Source organism: Streptomyces sp. NPDC001135 (assembly GCF_053598395.1).
Map to the genome: position 1 here is coordinate 151,718 of NZ_JBSFKD010000003.1, position 16,876 is coordinate 168,593.

The following is a 16,876-nucleotide window of genomic DNA, read 5'->3' on the forward strand; positions in this document are numbered from 1 at the left end:
ACAGGCTGCGGACCCGCCTATTGACGCCGCCTCTAACAACTGTCACATTCACCAGTGTCAAGTTACGGACGCGTACCGCGGTCGACCGGACGGGCGGCCGAGTCGACGGCACGACGGGACGGGGCGGCATGACGACGGCAGTGAGCAGCGAACTCTCCGTGGAACTCGGCGGGTTCAGACGGGTGCAGCGCCTCGCCTACGAGTGCGCGGAGGCGGTCGCGGCGCGGCTGGAGCCGGGTGTGACCGAGCGCGAGGCGGCGCGGATGCAGCGGCAGTGGCTGCGTGAGCGCGGGGTGCGGGACTGGTTCCACCTGCCCTTCGCCTGGTTCGGCGACCGCACGGCGTTCGTGAACTTCCGCATCCCGCTGCAGTTCTTCCCCACCGACCGCGCCCTGGCGCCCGGGATGCCGTTCATCCTGGACATGGCGCCGGTGTACGAGGGATACACGGCGGACATCGGCTATGCGGGCTCGCTCGGTGTGAACCCGGTGCAGGACCGGCTGATGGCCGACCTGGAGGCGCACCGGGAGCTGATCCTGCGCGAGGTGCGCGAGCGGCGCCCGCTGCGCGAGATCTATGAGGACGTGGACCGGCTCATGGTCCGCCAGGGCTATGCCAACCGGCATCGCGCGTACCCGTTCGGCGTGATCGCCCACAAGGTCGACCGCGTGAGGCAGAGCCGCTTCCCCTTCCGTCTCTTCGGGTTCGGCACGCAGTCCCTGAAGGGCCTGGCCGCCGACGCGCTGCACGGCCACCGCGAGGGCTGGTCGCCGCTGTGGTCCCCGTACCGCTTCTCGGACCACCCGCCGCAGCCGGGCCTGTGGGCGGTCGAACCGCACCTCGGCTTCCGTGGGACGGGCGCGAAGTTCGAGGAGATCCTCGTGGTCACCGACTCGACGGACCCCGAGGAGAGCGCCTTCTGGCTGGACGACGATCTGCCGCACGTGCGGCGCTGGGCGGAGGAGAAGTGACGGCGGACGTGACGCTGAAGGGTGCGCGGGAGCGCCGGGTGGCGACCGGCGGGGTCGAACTGTGCGTGGCCGAGCTGGGCGACCCGCAGCGACCGACGGTGGTGCTGGTGCACGGTTACCCGGACAGCAAGGAGGTCTGGTCGGAGGTAGCCGCCCGCCTCGCCGACCACTTCCACGTGGTCCTGTACGACGTCCGGGGCCACGGCCGCTCGACGGCGCCCCGGCCGCTGCGCGGCGGCTTCACGCTGGCCAAGCTCACCGACGACTTCCTCGCCGTCGTGGACGCGGTCAGCCCGGACCGCCCGGTCCACCTGGTCGGACACGACTGGGGTTCGGTGCAGTCCTGGGAGTTCGTCACGGTCGGCCGGACCGAGGGCCGTATCGCCTCCTTCACGTCGATGTCCGGGCCCTCCCTGGACCACTTCGGGCACTGGATCAACGCGCGCGTGAAGCGCCCGACGCCCCGCGGGGTGGGCCAGCTCCTCGGCCAGGGCGCCAAGTCCTGGTACGTGTACCTGCTGCACACACCGGGCCTGCCCGAGCTGGCCTGGCGCGGCCCGCTCGGCAGGCGCTGGCCGAAGATCCTCCAGCGGGCGGAGCAGGTCCCCGCCGACGGCTATCCGACCTCCTCGCTGCCCTCCGACGCGGCGCACGGCGCCTGGCTGTACCGCGACAACGTCCGCGCCCGGCTGACGAGGCCGCGCCCCGACGCGTACGCGCACGCGCCCGTGCAGCTCATCACGCCCCAGGAGGACGCGTTCCTCTCCGAGCGCCTCTACGACGGCCTGGAGCGGTGGGTGCCTCATCTGACCCGCCGTACGCTCCCGGCCAAGCACTGGGTCCCGCGCACCCGGCCCGATCAACTCGCTTCCTGGATCGAGGAATTCGTCATGGCCGTGGAAGGCGGCCGCCCCGAGCCGAAGGCCACCGGCCGCCACGCCGACCGGTTCGGCGGCCAGTTGGTGCTGGTCACCGGCGCGGGCAGCGGCATCGGGCGGGCCACGGCGTTCGCCTTCGCGGAGGCAGGCGCGCGCGTGGTGGCCGTCGACCGCGACACCGAGGCCGCGGCCCGTACCGCCGAGCTGTCCCGGCTGATCGGCGCGACCGAGGCCTGGGCGGAGACGGCCGACGTCTCCGACGAGCAGGCGATGGAGAAACTCGCCGAAAAGGTGCACCGCGCGTACGGCGTGGTGGACGTCCTGGTCAACAACGCGGGCGTCGGCCTGTCGGGCTCGTTCTTCGCCACCACGTCCGACGACTGGCGCAGGGTCCTCGACGTGAACCTGTGGGGGGTGATCCACGGCTGCCGGCTCTTCGGCGGGCGGATGGCCGAGCGCGGCCAGGGCGGCCACATCGTCAACATCGCCTCGGCGGCGGCCTTCCAGCCCTCCCGGGCCCTGCCCGCCTACAGCACCTCCAAGGCGGCCGTGCTGATGCTCTCCGAGTGCCTGCGCGCCGAACTAGCCGGGCAGGGCATCGGTGTCACGGCGATCTGCCCCGGCATCGTCAACACCAACATCACCTCCACGGCCCGCTTCGCCGGCGTGGACGAGGCGGAGGAACGCCGCCGCCAGAAGAACTCGGCCCGCCTGTACGGCATGCGCAACTACCCGCCGGAGAAGGTGGCCGAGGCGGTCCTGGACGCCGTGGCCCGCAACCGGGCGGTCGTCCCGGTGACCCCGGAGGCCCGGGGCGCCCACCTCATGTCCCGTTTCCTGCCGGGGGCGTTGCGGCGGCTCGCGCGGGTGGAGCCGAGGCTGTGACATGACCGGCCCGCCACCACCGCGGACCTACCGCATCGAGGACCTCGCCCACCACACCGCCACCACGGTCCGGACCATCCGTGCCTACCAGGACCGTGGTCTGCTCCCCCGGCCCGAGCGCCGGGGGAGGGCGAACGTCTACTCCGAGGCGCATGTCACCCGGCTCCACCAGATCGCCCATCTCCTCGACCGCGGCTACACACTGGCCTCGATCAAGGAGCTGCTGGACGCCTGGGACACCGGCCGCGGCCTGGGCGGGATACTCGGCCTGGTCACCGAGGTGGAGGGGCCGTGGACGGACGAGCGCCCCGACCGCGTCACGCGCGCCGAACTGGACGCCCGCTTCGGCGGCACATCCGACGACGACGCCGTGAGCGAGGCGGTCGAACTGGGCGTGCTGGAACGGATCGACGGCGACCCCGACACCTTCCTGGTGCCGAGCCCCCAAGAGCTGTCGGTGGCCGTGGAGTTGCACGCCGCCGGCGTTCCGCTGTCCGCTCTCTCCGTCCATCTACGGGAGTTGAGAGGGCAGGTCGAGTACATCGCCGCCCGTTTCCTGGAGTTCACCACCGAGCACGTCTTCGCACGCTACCTGGACGATCCGGAACACCGCACGGACGCGCACGCGGCGGAGGCGGCCTCCCTGGTGCGCCGGTTGCGTCCACTGGCCCGGCAGACGATGGACGCCGAACTGGCCCGTGCCATGCGGTCGTTGGCGACACGGCATCTGCGCACCCGTCTCGGTGCGGAGAAGCCCCGAGAAGAGCAGTCCGGCTCTCGTTCGGTGACCCTTCCCGCAAGGACGATCGACGCCGTGGAAGGGCTTGTTGGGCGCGCCCACGCTTCCGAGTTCATCGCGCTGGCGGCCGAACGCGAGGTGAGAGCACGCGCTTTGGACGATCTGGCCACAGGCTCCATAACCACTCGGGAAGTTGGTGAACCAGCTTAAACAGGACACTACTTGTCCACAGTTTCATCAATTCACCTGTGGATAACCTCACTTGGTTGTGGATCAAACCTACGACTCAAAAAAACCTGCGTGATCCGCGCCTCTCCCGCACGCTGGGTGCATGAACGGACGATACGACGAAAGACGCACCGTGAAGGTGTCGAAGTACCTCTCCAAACACCTGCGCCACCAGCCCGAGCGGATCGGGCTCACTCCGGACCCGGCAGGCTGGGTGGAGATCGACACGCTGATCGCCGCGGCCGCCGCGCACGGCTTCCGGTTCACACGCGAGGAACTGGACCACGTCGTGGCCACCAACGACAAGCGGCGCTTCGCGATCGAGGGCACCAGGATCCGGGCCAGCCAGGGCCACAGCATCGACGTCGACCTCGGCCTGCCCCCGGCGACCCCGCCGCCGTACCTCTACCACGGGACCGTCGCCCGGAACCTGGACGCGATCCGCGCCGACGGTCTCAGGCCCATGAGCCGGCACGACGTCCATCTCTCCGCCGACCGTGAGACCGCCGCCCGGGTCGGCGCCCGCCGTGGCAGCCCCGTGGTGCTCGCCGTCGACGCCGGCGCCATGCACCGCGACGGCCACGTCTTCCGCGTCAGCGCCAACGGGGTCTGGCTGACGAAGGCCGTACCCCCTCGCTATCTGCGCTTTCCAGGGCCCCGCTGACACGGGGAGCCGGTCTACGGGTCATGATCGGTGGTATGGACCACTGGGCCGAGCACCTGCCGACCACCGAGGCCGCCGTCACCACGCTGCGCGCCCTCGCCGCCCACTACGCGCGCGAGATCGAGGTGACCCACGACATCGGCGCCGACCAGACCTCCCGCCGCAGCGCCGCGGGCGTCGGGGCGACCACGGATCCCGACGGCTCCCTGCCGCACGAGGCGTACGTCGAGTTCGGCGGCGTACCCCGGGTGAGCGTACGGCTCTACCCGGAGGACGACGCGCTGATCACGGTCGAGGGCGTCGAGTGCCACGACGTCCCGCGCGACGACGTGCCCGCCTTCCTCCGCTCCGTCTTCGAGGGCCTCGCCCACGTCAAGGCGCGCCGCTTCCCGCCCGGCTACCGCCTGGTCGTCCCGCTGCCCGGCGACCGCACACACAAGGAATACGTCCCGCTGGTCCTGCTCAGTCCGTGGCTGAGCAGCCACGTTCGATAACCGTTTGGTCCGTCGTCCGTGGGGCCCCGTACTCTCGAACGCATGACTCTGCGCCTGAGCACCGTGATCCTGCCGTACCGCCGCTGGAGCGAAGGCGGCCGTTCGGCCTGGGTGCGGGCCGACCAGCTCGGCTTCCACACCGCGTACACCTACGACCACCTGTCCTGGCGCAGTTTCCGTGACGGGCCCTGGTTCGGCGCGGTCCCGACCCTGACGGCCGCCGCAGGCGTCACCGAGCGGCTGCGCCTCGGCACGCTGGTGACCTCGCCGAACTTCCGGCACCCGGTGACCCTCGCCAAGGAACTGATCTCCCTCGACGACATCTCCGGCGGCCGGATCACCCTCGGTATCGGCGCCGGCGGCACCGGTTTCGACGCCAGCGTGCTGGGCCAGGAGCCGTGGAGCCCGCGTGAGCGGGCCGACCGGTTCGCCGAGTTCGTGCCGCTGCTGGACCGGCTGCTCACCGAGGACGCGGTGACGCACGAGGGCCGCTTCTACTCGGCGCACGAGGCCCGGAACATCCCGGGCTGTGTGCAGCGGCCCCGGCTGCCGCTCGCGGTGGCGGCCACCGGCCCGCGCGGCCTGAAGCTCGCCGCGCGGCACGGGCAGGCCTGGGTGACCACCGGCGACCCGAAGCTGTACGAGTCCGGCACGCCGGAGCAGTCCGTCGAGGCCCTGCGCGGACAGATGACCAAGCTGTCCCAGGCCTGCGCGGACGCCGGGCGGGACACGGCCGACCTGGAGAAGACCCTGCTCACGGGCTTCACCCCGGACCGCGCCCGGCCGCTTCAGTCCCTGGACGCCTTCGTGGACTTCGCCGGGCGCCACCAGGAACTGGGGTTCACCGAGATCGTGATCCACTGGCCCATCCCGGACTCCGACTTCGCCGCCGACGAGAAGGTTTTCGAGCAGATCGCGATGGAGGCCGTGGCCCAGCTGAGCTGACGGACACCCGGGTCAACGGCTACCCGGCGGACGAACACCGGGGCCGACGGGCGTCTGGGCCCATGGGCGTTTGGGCTGACGGGCATCTGGGCTGACGGGTGCCCGGGCCCATGGGCTCGGTGGCCTGACGAGCGGCTCGGCCTTGACGAGCGGCTGGGGCCGGCCGAGCCTGGCGGGCCCAGAGCTGGTGAACGCCAGAGCTGGTGAACGCCGCGCCTGACGGGCGTCTGAGCCGACGCGTGCCTGGGCTGAGGGGCGCCTGAGCCCGACGAACACCTGAGCCCGGGCGAGCGTCTCGGTCCAACGGGTGTCGGGGCTGACGGGTGCTGAGCGTCATCTGTGTCTCATCTGTGCGCAGTCGCGCACGGCCGTGCTGGCATATGCGTGAGAATGGCCGGGTGACCTCAGCGACCAGACAGCCCGGGACCCCGTCCGCCGCCATACGTCCGCGGCTGATCGCCACCGACCTCGACGGCACACTGCTGCGCGACGACAAGTCGGTCTCACCGCGCACGGTCGCCGCGCTGGCCGCCGCGGAGGAGGCGGGCATCGAGGTCTTCTTCGTCACCGGCCGCCCGGCCCGCTGGATGGACGTCGTCAGCGACCACGTCCACGGCCACGGCCTGGCCATCTGCGGCAACGGCGCCGCCGTCGTCGACCTGCACGGCGGCCCCGGCGCCCACCGCTTCGTGAAGGTGCGCGAACTGGCCCGCGAGAACGCCCTGGACGCCGTACGGCTGCTGCGCCAGGCGGCACCCGGCACGGTGTTCGCGGTCGAGCAGACCTACGGCTTCCACCAGGAGCCGGACTACCCGAAGCTGCACCTGGAGATACCGGACAACCTCCTGCCGGCCGAGCAACTCCTCGCCCCCCAGGGCCCGGACGCCGACCAGCCCGTGCTCAAGATCCTGGCCTACCACCCGGACCTCGACCCGGACGCCTTCCTCACCCTCGCCCGGCTCGCGATCGGCGACCGCGCCAACGTCACCCGCTCCAGCCCCAGCGCCCTGCTCGAACTGAGCGGTCCCGACGTCTCCAAGGCCAGCACCCTCGCCCTGTGCTGCGCCGAGCGCGGCATCTCGCACGAGGAGGTCGTCGCCTTCGGCGACATGCCCAACGACGTCGAGATGCTGACCTGGGCCGGCCACTCGTACGCGATGGGCAACGCCCACCCGGACGTCGTCGCCGCCGCGTCGGGCCGTACGGTCGCCAACAACGAGGACGGTGTCGCGGTCGTCATCGAACAACTGCTGGCAGGAAGTTTCTGACCGCACCGGCCACTGGTGTGCGTGAGCACCCGTGAGCCGGTGTCCGGGACCTGGACGAACACCACCCGACCTGCCAGGAGTTCGGTGACGATCCGGCTCTCCGGCACCATGGCGGGACCGTCGTCGAAGTGCTCACCGTCGCGCTTCTCGGTCAGCGGCCCTTTGTGTCCGTCCGGGAGCCGGCCGACGTCCCTTTCCCCACCGGGACCGAGGCGGGGAACCGGTGCCGGTCACCCCACCTCCGCCAACGCCTCCGCCTCCGCCTCTCTGCGCGCCAGCGCCCGCAGCGGCCCGTCCGCCGCGAGCAGCTGCGCATACGTGCCCCGCTGCACCACCCGGCCCGCATCCAGGACGACCACCTCGTCCACCGCCTCCAGACCGGCCAGCCGGTGGGTGATCAACAGCGTCGTACGGCCCTCCGTGGCGGCCAGCAGATCGGCGGTCAGCGCGTCGGCCGTCGGCAGGTCCAGGTGCTCGGCGGGCTCGTCGAGGACCAGGACGGGGAAGTCGGCCAGCAGCGCACGGGCCAGCGCCAGCCGCTGCCGCTGACCGCCGGACAGCCGCGCCCCGTGCTCGCCGACGAGCGTGTCCAGGCCGTCGGGCAGCCCGTCCACCCAGTCCAGCAACCGGGCCCGGTCCAGCGCCCGCCGCAACTCGGCCTCGGTGGCGTCCTTCTTGGCCAACAGCAGGTTCTCGCGCACCGAGCTGTCGAAGAGATGCGCGTCCTGCGCACACAGTCCGACGAGCCGCCGAACGTCGTCACCGGCCAGCGCGTAGGCGTCCACATCGGCGAGGGTGTACGAGCCCTCCCTCGGGTCGAGGAAGCGCAGCAGCACTTGGGCGAGAGTCGTCTTGCCGGAACCCGACGCCCCGACCACCGCGATCCGCCGCCCCTCCTCCAGGGTGAGGTCGAAGCCGGCCAGCGCTTCCCGGCGCTGCCCCTCATACCGCGCGGCCAGCCCCTTGACCACCAGCGGGAACGGCGAGGCGGGCGCCTGTCGGGGCCGCTCGGGCTCACGCACGGGCGCCGGAGTGTCGAGCACCTCGTGGACACGCTCGGCGCTCCGCCGCACCCGCTGCCGGTACCGCACGGCGAGCGGCAGCCCCAGTACGGCCTCGAAGGCGGCCAGCGGAGTGAGGACGACCACGGCCAGCGCAACCCCGTGGAGCCGGCCCGCTGCCACCGCCTGGGCGCCGAACAGCGCGGTCGCCGTGACGGTCAGGCCCGAGATCAGTGCGGTGAGCCCGTCGCCGAGCGCCGTGACGGCGGCGGCGCGCGAGGCGATCCGGGTGAGGGTGCCGTCGGCTCGCCGTGCCGCGTCCGTACGGGCGGGCAGCGCACCTGCGACGGTGAGCTCGGCGGTGCCCGTGAGCAGGTCGGTGACGCGGGTGGCGAGGGCGCCCCGGGCCGGAGCCAGCCTTCGCTCGGTCCGCCGGGCCACGGTCGCGGTGACGAGCGGGACACCGACCCCGGCCGCCACGAGGCCCGCCGCGAGGGCGGCACCGGCCTCGGGCAGCAGCCAGGCCGTGAACCCGACGGAGACGGCCGACACGGCGACGGCGACCGACGCGGGCAGCAGCCAGCGCAGCCAGTAGTCCTGGAGCGCGTCGACGTCCGCGACCAGCCGGGTCAGCAGATCACCGCGACGGGCGGTCCGCAGTCCGGCGGGCGCCAGCCGCTCCAGACGCCGGTATACGGCGACCCGGGTGTCGGCCAGCATCCGCAGCACGGCGTCGTGCGACACCAGCCGCTCGGCGTACCGGAAGACGGCTCGCCCGATCCCGAAGGCCCGCGTGGCTGTCACGGCCACCATCAGATACAGCACCGGGGGCTGCTGCGAGGCCCGCGAGATGAGCCACCCGGAGGTCGCCATCAGCCCCACGGCACTACCGAGCGCCAGACACCCCAGCACCAGAGCAAGCACCAACCGCCCCCGCCGGGCGCCACCAAGCCCCCGAACCCACGCAAGCACACGCCGGGGCCGCCCCGAGACCAAGGGATCGCTTCCCAGCCCACCGGGCCAAGAGGGCGAGGAGCCGCTCTCCACCCCATCGAACCGGGAGGCCGAAGGGTCACTTCCCAGCCCACCGAGTCGGGACCCGGCCGTGCCCTGCCCCGCCGGGCTCAGCTCCGCGCGGTCACCATCCAGCCGGCCGAGTCGGGTGGCGGGAGCGCAAAGGCGGGGGTCCAGGGGGCGGAGCCCCCTGGAATGCTCACCGCCGCACCGGTGCGTCACAAGCCCCGCATCCTCCAACCGAACCACCCGGTCAGCGACCCCCAGCAACGCCGGCCGATGCACAACAAGCAGCACCGTCCGCCCGGCGGCCAGCCTCCGCACCGCCGCCACGACCTCCGCCTCCGTCACCCCGTCCAGCGCAGCCGTCGGCTCGTCCAGCAACAGCACGGGCCGATCCGCGAGAAAGGCCCGAGCCAGAGCCAACCGCTGCCGCTGCCCCGCCGACAGCCCGGCCCCGTCCTCCCCGAGCACGGTGTCGACCCCCTCGGGCAGCGCGTCCACGAACTCCAGGGCGCCCGCATCCCGCAGCGCCGCGCGTACGGCACGGTCGTCCGCGTCCGGCCGGGCCAACCGCACGTTCTCCGCGATGGTCCCGGCATACAGATGCGGCCGCTGCGGCACCCACGCGATCCGCGACCGCCACTCCTCCAGGTCGAGGTCCGCAAGATCCGCTCCCCCGACGCGCACCCGACCTTCGCCCGGCTGGACGAACCCCAGCAGTACGTTCAGCAGCGTCGACTTGCCCGCCCCGCTCGGCCCGACCAGCGCGACCGTCTCCCCGGGCTCGACACTGAACGACACCTGCGTCACGGCGTCCAGGGAACGCCCGGGGTAGCGCACGGTGACCCCGTCGAAGGCCACCGCCCCCGCAGGTACCGCGCCCGTACCCGACGCCTGAACCGGTGTCTCCAGCACACCGAAGATCTCCTCCGCAGCGGCGAGCCCCTCCGCCGCCGCGTGGTACTGCGCACCTACCTGACGCAACGGCAGGTAGGCCTCGGGCGCCAGCACCAGGATCACCAGGCCGGTGTACAGGTCCATGTCGCCGTGCACCAGCCGCATCCCGATCGTCACCGCGACCAGGGCGACCGACAGCGTGGCGAGCAGCTCCAACGCGAAGGACGAGAGGAAGGCGATCCGCAGGGTCCGCAGGGTGGCCTGGCGGTACTCACCGGTGATCCGGCGGATGGAGTCGGCCTGTGCCTTGGCCCGGCCGAAGACCTTGAGCGTGGGCAGCCCGGCGACCACGTCCAGGAAGTGTCCGGACAGCCGCGACAGCAGCTGCCACTGACGGTCCATCCGGGACTGGGTGGCCCAGCCGATCAGCATCATGAAGAGCGGGATGAGGGGCAGGGTGCCGACGATGATCGCCGCCGACACCCAGTCCTCGGTGACGATCCGCGCCAGCACCGCCACCGGTACCACCACCGCGAGCCCCAGCTGCGGCAGATAACGCGAGAAGTAGTCGTCGAGGGCGTCGACCCCCCGCGTGGCCAGCGTGACCAGCGAACCGGTGCGCTGCCCGGCCAGCCACCCTGGACCGAGCGCCGCCGCCCGGTCCAGGAGCCGTCCGCGCAGTTCGGACTTCACCGCCGCGCTCGCCCGATGGGCGGCGAGTTCGGTGAGCCACGCGACAACCGCCCGTCCTGCGGCCACGGCCGCCAACAGCAGCAGCGGCGTACGCAGTCCACCGACGGGATCCCCGTGCTGGAATGTTCCGACGACAACCTCGGCGATGAGCATCGCTTGGGCGATGACCAGCACCGCACCGACGGCTCCCAGACCGACGACCGCCACCAGGAAGAGCCGGGTGGCGCGGGCGTAGCGCAGAAGACGGGGATCGATTGGTTTCACGTGAAACGTGTCCTTCGGTCCAGAGGGTGTGTTTCACGTGAAACACACCCTCGGCGGACTCAGTGTGCGGCGCCGGCCGCAGCGTCAGGAGCTATGTGCTGCGTGCCGATCCGCTTGCGGAACACCCAGTAGGTCCAGCCCTGGTAGAGCAGGACGAACGGCGTGGCGATGGCTGCCAGCCACGTCATGATCTTCAGGGTGTACGGGCTCGACGAGGCGTTGGTGACCGTCAGGCTCCAGTCCCCGTTGAGCGTCGACGGCATGACATTCGGGAAGAGCGACAGGAAGAACATCGCCACGACGGCCACGATGGTGACGCCGGACAGTGCGAACGCCCATCCCTCACGGCCGAATTGGTTGGCCACCAGAGCGGCCACCAGGGCGGCGACCGCCGCAACGAGGGCCACCAGGCTCTTGCTGTCACCACTGTGGGCCTGCGTCCACAGCAGGAAGCCGAGCGCCACGACGGCTGTGACGAGGCCGACCCGGAGAGCCAGCTTCCGTGCCCGCACCCGGATGTCTCCGACGGTCTTGAGCGCGGTGAAGACCGCTCCGTGGAAGGTGAACAGCGTGAGCATCACCAGCCCGCCGAGCAGGGCGTAGGGGTTGAGCAGGTCCCAGACGCTGCCGGCGTACTCGAAGTGCTGGTCGATCTTCACGCCCCGCACGATGTTCCCGAAGGCCACGCCCCACAGGAACGCCGGGATCAGCGAGGTCCAGAAGATCGCGGTCTCCCAGTTGCGCTGCCAGTTCTCCTCGGGGCGCTTCGCCCGGTACTCGAAGGCGACGCCCCGGACGATCAGGCACACCAGGATGATCAGCAGCGGCAGGTAGAAGCCGGAGAAGAGGGTGGCGTACCACTCCGGGAACGCGGCGAAGGTGGCGCCGCCGGCCGTGAGCAGCCACACCTCGTTGCCGTCCCAGACGGGTCCGATGGTGTTGATCAGTACCCGCCGCTCCGGCCGGTTGCGGGCCAGCAGCTTGGTGAGGATGCCGACCCCGAAGTCGAACCCTTCCAGGAAGAAGTAGCCGGTCCACAGGACGGCGATCAGAACGAACCAGACGTCGTGAAGTTCCATGACTGTTCCCCCGGCCTAGTACGAGAAGGCCATCGGCTTGTCGGCGTCACGGGTGTCGCCGCCGATCTTCGTGGGCGGGTTGAGGTCGGCCTCGGTCAGCTCGGGCGGGCCGGCCTTGACGTACTTCGCGAGCAGCTTGACCTCGACCACGGCGAGGATTGCGTACAGCGAGGTGAAGACGATCATCGAGGTGAGGACCTCGCCCTGGGAGACACCGGGGGAGACCGCGTGCCGGGTCTGCAGGACTCCGTAGACGGCCCACGGCTGACGGCCCATCTCGGTGAAGATCCAGCCCCAGGAGTTGGCGATCAGCGGGAAGGCCAGGGTCCAGGTCGCGATGCGCCAGTACCAGGACGTCAGCTTCGGGCTGAGCGCCTTGTTCTTGAAGAGCACCAGGTGCGGCACCTCGTCCTCGCCGACCCTCAGATGCTGCGGCAGCATGAACTTCTTGCGGGTCAGCCACAGTCCGGCCAGGCCGATGGCGAAGGAGGCCATACCGAAGCCGATCATCCAGCGGAAGCCCCAGAAGGCGACCGGGATGTTGGGCCGGTAGTCGCCCGGCCCGAACTTCTCCTGCTCGGCCTTGTTGACGTCGTTGATCCCGGGGACGGACGACGTGAAGTCGTCGTTGGCGAGGAAGGACAGCAGGCCCGGGATCTCGATCGCGACGGTGTTGTGCCCCTTCTCCACATCTCCGTAGGCGAAGATCGAGAACGGCGCCGGCTTCTGCCCGTCCCACAGCGCCTCGGCGGCGGCCATCTTCATGGGCTGCTGCTTGAACATGACCTTGCCGAGGGTGTCGCCGCTGACCGCGGTGAGCAGGCCGGCGATGACCACGGTGACCAGACCGAGCCGCAGCGAGGTCTTCATCTCGCGGATGTGCTTCTTGCGGGCCAGGTGGTAGGCGGCGATACCCACCATGAACGCCCCACCGGTCAGGAAGGCGGCGGAGAGGGTGTGGAAGGCCTGGCTGAGCGCCGTGTTCTGGGTCAGCACGGCCCAGAAGTCGGTCAGCTCGGCGCGCCCCTTCGCCTTGTCGATCTTGTAGCCGACCGGGTGCTGCATCCACGAGTTGGCGGCCAGGATGAAGTACGCCGACAGGATCGTGCCGATCGAGACCATCCATATGCAGGCCAGGTGGATCTTCTTGGGGAGCTTGTCCCAACCGAAGATCCACAGGCCGATGAAGGTGGACTCGAAGAAGAACGCGATCAGCGCCTCGAAAGCGAGCGGCGCGCCGAAGATGTCGCCGACGAAGCGCGAGTAGTCGGACCAGTTCATGCCGAACTGGAACTCCTGCACGATGCCGGTGACCACACCCATGGCGATGTTGATCAGGAAGAGCTTGCCCCAGAACTTCGTCGCCCGGAGGTACTTCTCCTTCTCCGTGCGCACCCAGGCCGTCTGCAGCCCGGCCGTCAGGGCGGCCAGGGAGATGGTCAGCGGGACGAACAGGAAGTGGTAGACGGTGGTGATGCCGAACTGCCAGCGCGCCAGTGTCTCCGGCGCCAGAGCCAGGTCCACGTCGTCACTCTCCTTACTACGCCGTGGTACAGCGGCGGTTTGCCCTGCTTATCGCGCACATACAGGACAATCGGGACGCGCTTGTGAACGCGTTCACATTCACAAGCCATTATGACGCACTGATTTTCGGCAACGAACGGGGGGTCCCCCCTTCGCCATGACGTCAGGACCTTGGCAGCAACTTCAACATCTTGTTGAATTGCGCGCCATGCAGATACGCATTTCCTGGCCCGCGGGCAGCATCACCGCGACCCTCGACGCAGACACACCGACCGCGCAGGCCCTCGCCCACGCACTGCCGCTCACCTCCAACGCCTGCACATGGGGCGAGGAGGTCTATTTCGACACAGGAGTCTCTGTTTCACGTGAAACGGACGCCCGGCAGATCGTGGAGCCGGGCACCGTGGCCTTCTGGACGGACGGCGACGCACTCGCCCTCCCCTACGGCCCGACACCGATCTCGCGAGGGGACGAGTGCCGCCTCGCGAGCCCGTGCAATGTCCTCGGAAGCCTGGACGGGGACGCCCGCGCACTGGCGACCGTACGAAACGGCGACCCCGTCCGGGTGGAACTGATCGACGAGTAAAGCCCGCCGGGCTACAGCTCCTTGCGGAACGCCTCCGCCGCCTTCAGGAAGATGTCGTTCGCCTCGGTCTCTCCGACCGTCACCCGCACACCCTCGCCCGGGAACGGCCGGATCACCACACCGTGCTGCTCACAGGCCTGAGCGAACGCGACCGTACGCTCCCCCAGCCGCAGCCAGACGAAGTTCGCCTGCGTCTCCGGTACCGTCCAGCCCTGGGCGCGCAGCGCGTCGACCACGCGCTTGCGCTCGCACACCAGAGAGCCGACCCGGCCGAGCAACTCGTCCTCAGCCCGCAGCGAGGCGATCGCCGCTTCCTGGGCGAGCTGGCTGACCCCGAAGGGCACGGCCGTCTTGCGCAGCGCCGCCGCGACCGGCTCATGGGCGATCGCGAAGCCGACGCGCAGGCCGGCGAGCCCGTAGGCCTTGGAGAAGGTGCGCAGGACACAGACGTTGGGCCGGTTCCGGTACAGCTCGACGCCGTCGGGCACCTCCGGGTCACGGATGAACTCGCGGTAGGCCTCGTCCAACACCACCAGGACATCGCCGGGAACCCGGTCGAGGAACCGCTCCAGCTCGTCCCGCCGCACCACCGTTCCGGTCGGGTTGTTGGGGTTGCAGACGAAGATCAGACGCGTCCGGTCGGTGATCGCGTCCGCCATCGCATCCAGGTCGTGCACATCACCGGGCGTGAGCGGCACCTGCACCGACCGGGCGCCGCTGACCTGCGTGATGATCGGGTACGCCTCGAAGGACCGCCAGGCGTAGATCACCTCGTCGCCGGGACCGCTGGTGGCCTGGATGAGCTGCTGGGCGACACCCACCGAGCCGGTGCCGGTGGCCAGGTGGGACAGCGGAACACCGAAGCGTTCCGACAGCTCCTCCATCAGCCCCGTGCACGCCATGTCCGGGTAGCGGTTGAAGTCACAGGCGGCCGCCGTGACGCTCTCCATGACACCGGGGAGCGGCGGGTACGGGTTCTCGTTGGAGGACAGCTTGTAGGCGACCGGCCCGCCGGCCGCAGCGGGCTTGCCCGGCTTGTAGGTGGGGATACCCTCCAGCTCGGCGCGCAGCTTGGGGCTCGTCTCGCTCACCGCAGTCCTCCTCGCGATCACCGGCGGACCGTCGACGCCGCCGGCTTCCAATACTCCTCACCTTATGAGGATTCGGCCCCGGTGCGTACAGGCTGCGGGCAGGCAATACGCGAACCGCATCCGAGCCGGCGCCATCACGGGCATCACCGTACGAAGGCGTACGTATCAGGGGGCGCGCCATACATATATCTACGCGCCGGTGGCTCGCGCCGTGGCGCGCATCCCCCGTGCAGGTGAGTTGAGACCTCTTCGAAACATCGGGCACTTGGCAGGTCCATACGCGCCGACAAGTCACGTCCTACTGCCGGATCGCTTAACTACCTTCACTTCCAAGGGAGTTGACCCATGGCGACCATGCAGAAACGTGCCTGTCAACGCGTGCATATGCGTCCGCACTACCCCACCGTATGAGCCCTACTATCGGCTCGCCATGACAGCAGCAGGGAAGCACCAGGTGAGCCGCGCGGAAACCTCACGTCGAGGCAGTCGGCCGGGCCGGGCGGGCATCAGAGACGTGGCCGCCGCCGCCGGGGTCTCCATCACGACCGTCTCCGACGCTCTCAACGGCAAGGGCAGGCTCCCGGATGCCACCCGCCGCCATGTCCGCGAGGTCGCCGACCGACTGGGGTACCGCCCCTCGGCCGCCGCCCGCACCCTCCGTACCGGCAAGTCGGGTCTGATCGGCCTGACCGTGACGACGTACGGGGATGAACCTTTCACCTTCACCGAGTTCGCGTACTTCGCCGAGATGGCCCGGGCCGCCACCTCTGCCGCGCTCGCCCGCGGCTACGCCCTCGTCATCCTGCCCGCGACCTCCCGCCACGACGTGTGGTCCAACGTCGCCCTGGACGGCACGGTCGTCATCGACCCGTCCGACCAGGACCCGGTGGTCAGCGAGCTGGTCCGGCAGGGCCTCCCGGTCGTCTCCGACGGCCGCCCGGCCGGATCGCTGCCGGTCACCGCCTGGGTCGACAACGACCACGAGGCCGCCGTCCTCGGCATCCTCGACCACCTCGCCGCCGCCGGCGCCCGCCGCATCGGCCTGCTCACCGGCACGACGACGGACACGTACACCCACCTGTCGACCACCGCCTACCTGCGCTGGTGCGAGCGCGTCGGCCAGGACCCGGTCTACGAGGCCTACCCGGCGCACGACCCGTGCGCGGGCGCCGTCGCCGCCGACCGGCTGCTCGCCCGCCCCGACCGGCCCGACGCGGTCTACGGACTGTTCGACCCCAACGGCACGGACCTGCTGGCCGCCGCCCGCCGCTACGGGCTCCGCGTCCCCGACGACCTGCTGCTCGTGTGCTGCAGCGAGTCCATGGTGTACGCCAGCACCGAGCCGCCCATCACCACGCTCTCCCTGAAACCCCGCCGCATCGGCACCGCGGTGGTCCAGCTCCTCATCGACGCCATCGAGGGCGTGGAGTCGAACCAGCCGGTCGAGCAGGTGATACCGACCGAGCTGATCGTGCGCACCTCCTCCCAGCGGCGCCCGCCGCGCACCACGGTCAGCCCGCCTCGGTCGCCGGACGGGAAATAGCGCCAAAAGCGGGGCGCCCACCCCGTACCTTCCTCGGCCGGTGGAGGAGGCAGGGCGGGCCGGCGACCGGCGAGCCGGATGTTCGGTCGGCGTGGAGCCGGCCGAACAC

Annotated in this window: 13 protein-coding genes; 9 read left to right on the forward strand and 4 right to left on the reverse strand. The window is 70.5% G+C overall.

What is annotated here, in order from left to right; translation table 11 throughout:
* Positions 1-128: 128 nt before the first annotated feature.
* The 7 genes from ACWC94_RS05985 to ACWC94_RS06015 all read left to right on the forward strand — a co-directional run bounded on the left by ACWC94_RS05985 (position 129) and on the right by ACWC94_RS06015 (position 7,072).
* Positions 129-971, forward strand: a complete 843-nt coding sequence (locus ACWC94_RS05985; protein ID WP_450795158.1) for a M24 family metallopeptidase — start codon at positions 129-131, stop codon at positions 969-971.
* Positions 972-979: 8 nt separating this feature from the next.
* Positions 980-2,734, forward strand: coding sequence for an SDR family oxidoreductase (locus ACWC94_RS05990; protein WP_450795345.1), 1,755 nt, complete (start codon positions 980-982; stop codon positions 2,732-2,734).
* Between the two features lies 1 nt (position 2,735).
* Positions 2,736-3,683, forward strand: a complete 948-nt coding sequence (locus ACWC94_RS05995; protein WP_450795159.1) for a MerR family transcriptional regulator — start codon at positions 2,736-2,738, stop codon at positions 3,681-3,683.
* Between the two features lie 121 nt (positions 3,684-3,804).
* Entirely contained in the window at positions 3,805-4,365 is a 561-nt protein-coding gene (locus ACWC94_RS06000) for an RNA 2'-phosphotransferase (protein WP_450795160.1), read from the forward strand.
* A 23-nt stretch (positions 4,366-4,388) separates the two neighbouring features.
* A complete protein-coding gene (locus ACWC94_RS06005; protein ID WP_450795161.1) occupies positions 4,389-4,859 on the forward strand; it encodes a hypothetical protein in 471 nt (156 codons plus the stop codon).
* A gap of 42 nt (positions 4,860-4,901) precedes the next feature.
* The gene (locus ACWC94_RS06010) at positions 4,902-5,804 is read left to right on the forward strand and encodes an LLM class flavin-dependent oxidoreductase (protein WP_450795162.1); all 903 of its coding nucleotides are present in this window, start codon (positions 4,902-4,904) and stop codon (positions 5,802-5,804) included.
* Positions 5,805-6,184: 380 nt separating this feature from the next.
* Positions 6,185-7,072 (forward strand): Cof-type HAD-IIB family hydrolase, encoded by an 888-nt coding sequence (locus tag ACWC94_RS06015; protein ID WP_450795163.1) that lies wholly within the window; start codon positions 6,185-6,187, stop codon positions 7,070-7,072.
* Between the two features lie 230 nt (positions 7,073-7,302).
* Here the strand turns inward: ACWC94_RS06015 and cydD are convergent, their stop codons facing one another.
* From cydD to ACWC94_RS06030, 3 genes are read right to left on the reverse strand one after another with little or no spacing between them, the layout of a single operon-like run.
* Entirely contained in the window at positions 7,303-10,944 is a 3,642-nt protein-coding gene (gene cydD, locus ACWC94_RS06020; protein WP_450795165.1) for a thiol reductant ABC exporter subunit CydD, read from the reverse strand.
* Positions 10,945-11,003: 59 nt separating this feature from the next.
* Positions 11,004-12,023, reverse strand: a complete 1,020-nt coding sequence (gene cydB, locus ACWC94_RS06025; RefSeq protein ID WP_450795166.1) for a cytochrome d ubiquinol oxidase subunit II — start codon at positions 12,021-12,023, stop codon at positions 11,004-11,006.
* A 15-nt stretch (positions 12,024-12,038) separates the two neighbouring features.
* The gene (locus tag ACWC94_RS06030) at positions 12,039-13,547 is read right to left on the reverse strand and encodes a cytochrome ubiquinol oxidase subunit I (protein ID WP_450795168.1); all 1,509 of its coding nucleotides are present in this window, start codon (positions 13,545-13,547) and stop codon (positions 12,039-12,041) included.
* 208 nt (positions 13,548-13,755) lie between these two features.
* Between ACWC94_RS06030 and ACWC94_RS06035 the strand changes: the two genes are divergently transcribed.
* Positions 13,756-14,133, forward strand: coding sequence for a cyclophilin-like fold protein (locus ACWC94_RS06035; protein ID WP_450795169.1), 378 nt, complete (start codon positions 13,756-13,758; stop codon positions 14,131-14,133).
* Between the two features lie 11 nt (positions 14,134-14,144).
* Here the strand turns inward: ACWC94_RS06035 and hisC are convergent, their stop codons facing one another.
* Positions 14,145-15,224 carry a histidinol-phosphate transaminase gene (hisC, locus tag ACWC94_RS06040; RefSeq protein WP_450795170.1) on the reverse strand — a complete coding sequence of 360 codons (1,080 nt, stop codon included), beginning with the start codon at positions 15,222-15,224 and terminating at the stop codon, positions 14,145-14,147.
* A gap of 430 nt (positions 15,225-15,654) precedes the next feature.
* Between hisC and ACWC94_RS06045 the strand changes: the two genes are divergently transcribed.
* Entirely contained in the window at positions 15,655-16,767 is a 1,113-nt protein-coding gene (locus ACWC94_RS06045) for a LacI family DNA-binding transcriptional regulator (RefSeq protein ID WP_363214085.1), read from the forward strand.
* Positions 16,768-16,876 lie beyond the last annotated feature (109 nt).